The following is a 7,485-nucleotide window of genomic DNA, read 5'->3' on the forward strand; positions in this document are numbered from 1 at the left end:
CCCGTCTCCGCCCGGTTACATAAATTCAAGGGGAATTCACCATCTCGGGCGCGCCTTTCTTTGCTTACCTTTCTTTGGCAAGACAAAGAAAGTAAGTCGGCCCCGGCAGGGGACGAAACAAGGGATGCACCACCAGCGTCAGCGCGTCGAATCCACAGCGTCCACATAGCCACCTCAATCCAACGTCCTGCGATAAAACCGCAACGCCACCCCCAACACCACCACCGTAAACACCATCAGCGGCCAAATGCTTGGCCACAGCTCAAACCATCCATTGCCCTTGAGCAGGATGCCGCGCGTCAGCCGGTTGAAGTACGTCATGGGCAGCAGGTTGCCGATCACCTGCGCCCATTTGGGCATGCCCACGAACGGAAACATGAAGCCCGAGAGCAAGATGTTCGGCAGGAAGTAGAAGAACGTCAGCTGCGTCGCCTGCAGCTGGTTCTGCGCCAGCGACGACAGCGTGATCCCTACCGTCAGGCTCGCCACGATAAACAGCAGCGCCGACACGTAGACCATCCACACGCTGCCGACAAACGGCACGTGGAAAACGAAGAACGCCATCAGCAGAATGATCGTCACCTGCACCAGCCCGATGAAGATGTACGGCACGATCTTGCCCGTCATCACCTCCAGCGGATGCACCGGCGTGGCGAGCAGGTTTTCCATCGTGCCGCGCTCGCGCTCGCGCGTCATCGCCAGGCCCGTCATCATCACCATGGTCATCGTCAGGATGGTGCCCATCAGGCCGGGGATGATGTTGTACTGCGTGATGCCTTCCGGGTTGTAGAGCTTGTGGATGCGCACATCGAATGGCGGCGCGGCACCGCTCGGGCCCGCGCCCGCACCTCCTGCCAGCGGCGACAGCGCACCCTTCATGTCCTTGCTGACGACGCCCTGCACGAGTTGCGAGAGCGAAGCCACAGCCAAGCCGGTAGCAGCAGGGTCGGTAGCATCGGCTTCCACGAGCAGGGAGGGCTTCTCGCCGCGCAAGAGCCTGCGCGTGAAGTCCGGCGGGATCGTTACGACAAACTGAAGTTGCCCCTTGGCCAACGCCTCGCGCCCGGCGGTTTCGTCGGGCAGGGTCGTCGCCAAGTCGAAGTAGTCGGAGTTGCGCATGCTGGCCAGGAAGCTGCGCGTGAACTCGCTCTGGTCTGCGGCAATCACGCCGGTCAGCAGATGCTTCGGATCGGCGTTGATGGCAAAGCCGAACAGAAACAGCTGCATGATCGGAATGCCGATCATCATCGCGAACGTCACGCGGTCGCGGCGCAGTTGCAGGAATTCCTTGAGCACCACGCTCCACCAGCGCACGAGGGAAAAGCGATTGCCGTCCGGCTTCATGGCTGCGCCCCGTAGTTGTCGGAGGAGCGCTTCATCATGTGGATGAAGACGTCTTCGAGGCCGGTGTCGATCGGCTCGGCGCGCGTGCCGGATTCTCCGGCGAGCTTGCGCAGCGTGCCCTCCAGCGCTTGCGCGTCCGCGCCGGTCACATGCAGCACAGACCCAAACGCGACGGTCTGATCCACGCCGGGCTGCCCTTCCAGCTTGCGGCCCAGTTCCACCAGATTGCCGCCCGAAACCGACCATGTCGACAGATGCTGTGCGGCGATCACCTCATCGGCGGTGCCGTGCGCGAGCAGTTCGCCATACGCGATGTAGGCGAGCTTGTGGCAGCGCTCGGCTTCGTCCATGTAGTGCGTGCTGACGAGCACCGAGATGCCTTCCGCCGCCAGCCGGTGCAGTTCTTCCCAGAAGTCGCGCCGCGCTTTCGGGTCGACGCCGGCGGTGGGTTCATCGAGCAGCAGCAGCTCAGGCTTGTGGAGCATGCACGCGGCCAGCGCCAGGCGTTGCTTCCAGCCGCCGGACAGCGAGCCCGCCAGTTGCCTGGCGCGCGAGGCCAGCCCGAGATGCTCCAGCGCGTGGTCGACCACCTCTCGCCGATTGGGCATCTCGTACAGGCGCGCCACGAAATCCAGGTTCTCGCGAATCGAAAGATCATCCCAATACGAGAACCGCTGCGTCATGTAGCCGACGCGCCGCTTGATCTGCGCAGACTCCTTGAGGATGTCGTAACCGAGGCACGAACCGCTGCCGCTGTCGGGCGTCAGCAGCCCGCACATCATCCGGATCGACGTGGTCTTGCCGCTGCCGTTGGGGCCGAGAAAGCCGAAGATCTCGCCGCGCGCGACCTGCATTGAGAGGTCTTTCACAACGTGCTTGTCGCCAAAGTGCTTGTTCAGGCCATGCACGTCGATGGCGTAGTCGCCGTTGCGTGTGTGCGGTTGACCGTCGTGGCTGGCAGCGCTCATGGCAGCGTGACCTCCACGGGCTGGCCCGGGCGTAGCTTCGGACCGTCGGCCGCAGCGGGCCGCGCCTCCACCATGAAGACCAGCTTGTCGCGCGTCGCGTTGCTGTAGATGACGGGCGGCGTGTATTCGGCTTCGGTGGCGATGTAGGTGACGGTGGCGTTGATATCCGCCGCGCAGCCATCGCAGTGCAGGCGCGCGGCTTGCCCGGGCTTGAGCGCGCCGACCACGCCTTGCGGCACGAAGAACCGCACTTTCACGTTGGCCGGCGGCAGCATCCGCACCACGGGGCTGCCGGCGCCGACCCATTCGCCTTCGCGATACAGCGTGTCGAACACGAGACCGCCATGCGTAGCCTTCTGCGCTTTCTGATCGAGCCGCCATTGCGCTTGCGCCACCGCCGCACGCGCGGCTTCCACCTGCGCGGATTGCGCGCGAATCTGGTCATTGCGCGCCGGCAGCTGGGCAATGCGCAGCTGGTTGGTCAACTCACGCACGCGCTGCGCGTTGGTCTGCGCGGTCGAGCGGCTTGCATCGAGCTGCGATTGCGCGATGCCCCCAGCGCGGAACTGCGCTTCGTCCCGCGCGAGTTGCGTCGACGAAAGCTTGTCCGCCGCCACCGCCTGCGCCAGTTGCGCGCGCACCGCGTCCACTTCCGGCACGCGCTTGCCGACGTTCAGATCGGCGAGTTGCGCTTCGGCACCTTGCAGTTGCGCGACAGCCTGCTGGCGGGCCGCCGTCTCATCCACCGATTCCAGTACGAAGAGCGGCGCACCCGCGTTGACGGTCTGCCCGCGCTGCACGTCGAGATGTTCGAGCCGCCCGCCCACCGGCGAGGCCACGTAGACGAACTCGCCTTCCACATAGCCCTGGTAGGTGCGGTCGTCGTGTTTGGCGCAGCCCGCCAGCACGATGGCTGCGGCCGATACCGCCGCCAAAGACCCTGCCCTACCGATGCACAACGCTTGCCGCATACCGCCCTCCGCGGGATTCGATTGATGCGATTGATGCGATTGACCTGCCGTGTACGCCCTACTCGCGCCCCTTGCTCTTTGGCTTGGACTTGGGCTTCGATTTCGATTTCCGCTCGGCTGATTTCCCGTCCGCCTGCTCGGGCGTGGCGACTGGGCCGATGCCATGCAGCAGCAACGCGGCCACGTGCCGGCCGATGTCCTCGTCGCTGACCCGATCCGCCAGCGGCAGGCGCCCCCACAGCGCGCGCGTCGCCAGCGGCAGCATCGCCAGGCCGATCAACGACACCATCACCAGCGGCGGCTGCAAAGACGCGTTCACCGCGCCGGCGGCCTGCGCGCGCGCAATGCGGTCGACCAGCAGCGTGGCGCGCTCCAGCGCGATGCGTGCGAACACACGCTCGCGCAACTGCCCGCCCTCGCTGGCGATCTCGCGAATCCACAGCGTCGGAAACCATGGCGTGGCCGTCGCTACCGCGACCATGCGCTGCGCAACACCTGCCACCGTCTGCGCAAGGTCGGGCAGATGCGCGTCGTCGGCGATGATCGCCAGCGCCGGCCCCGTCACCTGATCGACGAGCGGCCGGATGCGCCCTTCCACCACGGCGTCGAGCAATTGATCGCGCGTCTTGAAGTGGTAATGCACCATCGGCGCCGTCACCCCGGCTTCGCGGGCGATGGCGGCAAGCGTGGTCGGGCCGACGCCATCGCGCGCAAACAATGTGACGGCAATGTCGAGCAGGCGGTCCCGGAGGTCGTCCTGCGTTGCGCCATCCTGGCGGCGGGGGCGGCCGGGGCCGCGAGCGGGAGGTTTACGGGTTGCCATGCCGCGAATATTAATTGTCGAATTAATTAATTTCAAGGCGGAAATTGACGCTGTGCAGGTCAGGAAGGGGACGATTTCGCGGCTAAGCGCGCGCGGCCGCATCGAGCTGCGCCAGCCGCACCAGCAAGCGGTCTTGGGCTTCGCTCGGGAAACTCGATGTGCGACGCACGGCAAACACGGTGTTCAGGCAGCGTCGCGCCACGATCGGGCGCACGACGTGCAAGCGCCCGCGCTCCACTGCATCCTGGATGGCGTGCAGCGGCAGCACCGACCAGCCCATGCCAGCCTCCACCAAGGTGCTCACCTCTTCCAGGTCGGAGACGTGATGCGCGCTGACGGTCGTCTCGGGCATGCGCCGGAACAGCGCCTTGAACCACAGCCCGTAGACCGCGTCGGATTCGTCGTAGGTGACGAAGGGCAGTGCCGCGCAATCAGCCAGCGTGCGCGGCGCAGCGTGCTCGCGCAGTGCGCGGGCGCTGCAGGCGAGCACAAATTCCTCGGTATAGACAGCGTGGTGCTCAAACAGGCGAGACGTGCGCGGCGTGTAGACGAAACCGAGATCGGCGCGACCGGATTCGACATGGCCGAAGACCTCCTCGTCGCTGCCGAAGGCGAGTTCCAAGCGCACCTCGTCGAGAAGCGGCGCGTCGGATTCGGGCGACGGCGTCAGGAGCGCCGGCATCAGCACATAGCGCCCGAAGCTGGAGCCGCTCGCCAGCTTGAGCGACACGCGCTCCATCTCGCCGCTGTGCAAGGCGGCGCGCAGTTCATCCAGCCCGGCAAACGCATCGCGGCACCACGCACGCACCGACGTGCCGGCGCGCGTGAGCACGAGCTTGCGCCCCGAGCGCTCGAACAAGGGCACGCCGAGCCACTGCTCCAGCTGCCGCATCTGGTACGACAGCGCCGGTTGCGACACGGCCAGGCGGTCTGCGGCACGCACGAAGCTGCCCTCATTGGCGACGGTCAGGAAGCTATGCAGATAACGCAGCGGCGAGTGCGACATGGCGCCTCAATTCATCAAATTTTTGGATCGAAAAACGAAAAACATTCGATTTGATTTCAAGTCTGTCAGATCGCACAATCCGCCGCAAGTGAACGACCGATCCAGGCAGGAGGCCATCATGACGACCGCAATGCAACATCCGAGCTATGCATTGGAAGACCGTTACGGCGCACGCAACTACGCGCCCTTGCCGGTCATGCTGGAACGCGGCGAGGGCGTGTGGCTGTTCGATACCGATGGCCGGCGCTACCTCGACATGATGTCGGCGTACTCGGCCGTCAGCTTTGGGCATTCGCATCCCAAACTCGTTGCCGCGCTGATAGAGCAGGCGGGCCGCCTGACGCTCACGTCGCGCGCATTCCACAACGTCGAACTGGGCCCGTTCCTGGCCGACGTCTGCCGCATCACGCGCATGGACCGCGCGCTGCCCATGAACACCGGCGCCGAGGCCGTCGAAACCGCCATCAAAGCCGCCCGCAAATGGGCACGCGACGTGAAGGGCCTAGCGCCCGAGGCGGCCGAGATCATCGTCTTCGAGAACAATTTCCACGGCCGCACGACGACGATCGTCGGCTTCTCCTCGCACGATCAATATCGCTACGGATTCGGCCCGTTCGCGGCGGGCTTCCGGCGCATTCCGTTTGGCGACGCCGATGCGCTGCGTGCGGCCATCGGGCCCAACACCGGCGCCATCCTGATGGAACCTGTGCAAGGCGAAGGCGGCATCGTCGAACCGCCTGCTGGCTACTTGAAACTCGCACGCGAACTCGCCACCCGGCACAACGTGCTGCTGATCTGCGACGAGGTGCAAACAGGCCTCGGCCGCACGGGCGATGTGCTCGCGAGCTGGCATGAAGGCGTTGACGCCGACTTGGTGGTGCTGGGCAAGGCGCTCGGCGGCGGCATGGTGCCCGTGTCAGCCATCGCGGGGCGCGAGGCCGTCATCGGCGTGTTTCGGCCGGGGGACCACGGCTCCACGTTTGGCGGCAACCCGCTCGCGGCGCACATCGGACGCGCGGCACTTGCCTTGCTGATGGAAGAACAACTGCCACAGCGTGCCGCGCGCGTGGGCGCAGCGTTCATCAATGAACTGAAAACGCTGGTCGGCCACGGCGTGCGGCAGGTGCGCGGACGCGGCTTGTTGATCGGCCTGCAGCTCGACGCCGACATCGACGCACACGACTTCGCCTTCGCGCTGGCCGAGCGCGGCGTGCTGACCAAGGACACCAACGGCAACGTGGTGCGCCTGACACCGCCGCTGGTGATTGGCGAGGCGGAACTGGCACTGGCGCTGGAGGCCATCCGCCAGACGCTGGCAGGGTGGCCGCGCCGCAAGGTGGCGTGACGCAAGAACTCGCAAGGGGAGTGACATGACCATCATTGATCTGATCGGCGCGGCCATCGGCTGCGGCGCGCAAGACGACGGCTGCAAGGACGGCCCGCGTGCGCTGCTGGAAGCCGGCGGGCTTGCGCGGTTGCAGACGCCGGACACGCACGCTGGGCTCGTGCACGACATCGAACTGGCGACGTCGGCCGGGCACAACCGCTCGGCACGCTTGGCAGCGCTACCGGGCGTGGCCGGGTTCTCGCGCGCGCTTGCGGATGCGACGGCGCACAGCGTGCACCAAGGACATGTGCCCGTGGTCATCGGCGGCGATCACTCGTGCGCCATCGGCACGTGGTCCGGCGTGGCAAACGCCTTGCGGCCGAAGGGTCCGCTCGGCCTGATCTGGATCGACGCCCATCTCGACAGCCACACACCGCAGACGAGCGATTCCGGCGCCATCCACGGCATGCCGCTGGCGGCGCTGCTCGGCCATGGCGCAGCGGCCCTCACGCAAATCCGCGATGCCGCGCCGAAGCTGTTGCCGGAACACGTCGTGGTGATCGGCGCGCGCAGCTATGAGCCCGCCGAACGCGCGTTGCTGGATCTGCTTGGCGTGCGCGTCGTCGACGCCGCCGAAGTGGCACGCAGCGGCCTGCGCGCCGTCATGGCTGACGCCATCCGCCAGGTCAAATCGGGCACCGCGGCCTTTGGCGTGACATTGGATCTGGATGCCTTCGACCCCGCCGTCGCACCCGGCGTCGGCACGCCCGAAACAGATGGCCTCACCGCACACGGCATGGCCCAGGCACTTGCCGCCTGCGCACGCGATGCACGTTTCGCCGCATTCGAACTGGTGGAATACAACCCGCGCCACGACAAGGGCGGGATCACAGCGCATCTGGCCCTGGACCTGCTGGCCAGCGTCGCAGGCGCATTGCACGCCCAGCGCCGCGAATACGCGACGCGGCTTGAGCCGCCATCAAGAAAAAGCGCACCGCCAACGCCCGCGCACAGACGGTGTGGCCCTACCCTGCCCTATGCGGCGC

General features: G+C 66.1%; 7 protein-coding genes. 2 read left to right on the forward strand and 5 right to left on the reverse strand.

Annotation, left to right across the window (positions count from 1 at the left end; translation table 11 throughout):
- Nucleotides 1–174 precede the first annotated feature (174 nt).
- The 5 genes from FUT88_RS22825 to FUT88_RS22845 all read right to left on the reverse strand — a co-directional run bounded on the left by FUT88_RS22825 (nucleotide 175) and on the right by FUT88_RS22845 (nucleotide 5,112).
- Nucleotides 175–1,344 carry an ABC transporter permease gene (locus tag FUT88_RS22825; RefSeq protein WP_147218640.1) on the reverse strand — a complete coding sequence of 390 codons (1,170 nt, stop codon included), beginning with the start codon at nucleotides 1,342–1,344 and terminating at the stop codon, nucleotides 175–177.
- Nucleotides 1,341–2,312, reverse strand: coding sequence for an ABC transporter ATP-binding protein (locus FUT88_RS22830; protein WP_147218642.1), 972 nt, complete (start codon nucleotides 2,310–2,312; stop codon nucleotides 1,341–1,343). The genes FUT88_RS22825 and FUT88_RS22830 overlap by 4 nt, the downstream gene beginning before the upstream one ends.
- Nucleotides 2,309–3,283, reverse strand: a complete 975-nt coding sequence (locus FUT88_RS22835) for an HlyD family secretion protein (RefSeq protein WP_147218644.1) — start codon at nucleotides 3,281–3,283, stop codon at nucleotides 2,309–2,311. Before FUT88_RS22835 ends, FUT88_RS22830 begins: the two co-directional genes overlap by 4 nt.
- A gap of 58 nt (nucleotides 3,284–3,341) precedes the next feature.
- On the reverse strand, nucleotides 3,342–4,106 hold the full coding sequence (locus FUT88_RS22840; protein WP_147218646.1) for a TetR/AcrR family transcriptional regulator: 765 nt from the start codon (nucleotides 4,104–4,106) through the stop codon (nucleotides 3,342–3,344).
- Between the two features lie 82 nt (nucleotides 4,107–4,188).
- On the reverse strand, nucleotides 4,189–5,112 hold the full coding sequence (locus FUT88_RS22845) for a LysR family transcriptional regulator (protein ID WP_147218648.1): 924 nt from the start codon (nucleotides 5,110–5,112) through the stop codon (nucleotides 4,189–4,191).
- A 118-nt stretch (nucleotides 5,113–5,230) separates the two neighbouring features.
- On the opposite strand from FUT88_RS22845, the gene rocD reads away from it, so the two are divergent.
- Nucleotides 5,231–6,457, forward strand: a complete 1,227-nt coding sequence (gene rocD, locus FUT88_RS22850) for an ornithine--oxo-acid transaminase (protein ID WP_147218650.1) — start codon at nucleotides 5,231–5,233, stop codon at nucleotides 6,455–6,457.
- A 25-nt stretch (nucleotides 6,458–6,482) separates the two neighbouring features.
- Nucleotides 6,483–7,485 (forward strand): arginase (locus tag FUT88_RS22855; RefSeq protein WP_261797267.1); only part of this gene is annotated, 1,003 nt, incomplete at its 3' end.

This window comes from Ralstonia sp. TCR112, from assembly GCF_007997035.1.
GTDB classification, from domain to species: Bacteria; Pseudomonadota; Gammaproteobacteria; order Burkholderiales; family Burkholderiaceae; genus Ralstonia; species Ralstonia edaphi.

What these genes read in the sequence shown, in the direction of transcription:
- FUT88_RS22830 (WP_147218642.1), bottom strand. Translation starts at nt 2,312, where the DNA reads ATGAGCGCTGCCAGCCACGACGGTCAACCGCACACACGCAACGGCGAC.
- FUT88_RS22825 (WP_147218640.1), bottom strand. Translation starts at nt 1,344, where the DNA reads ATGAAGCCGGACGGCAATCGCTTTTCCCTCGTGCGCTGGTGGAGCGTG.
- rocD (WP_147218650.1), top strand. Translation starts at nt 5,231, where the DNA reads ATGACGACCGCAATGCAACATCCGAGCTATGCATTGGAAGACCGTTAC.
- FUT88_RS22840 (WP_147218646.1), bottom strand. Translation starts at nt 4,106, where the DNA reads ATGGCAACCCGTAAACCTCCCGCTCGCGGCCCCGGCCGCCCCCGCCGC.
- FUT88_RS22835 (WP_147218644.1), bottom strand. Translation starts at nt 3,283, where the DNA reads ATGCGGCAAGCGTTGTGCATCGGTAGGGCAGGGTCTTTGGCGGCGGTA.
- FUT88_RS22845 (WP_147218648.1), bottom strand. Translation starts at nt 5,112, where the DNA reads ATGTCGCACTCGCCGCTGCGTTATCTGCATAGCTTCCTGACCGTCGCC.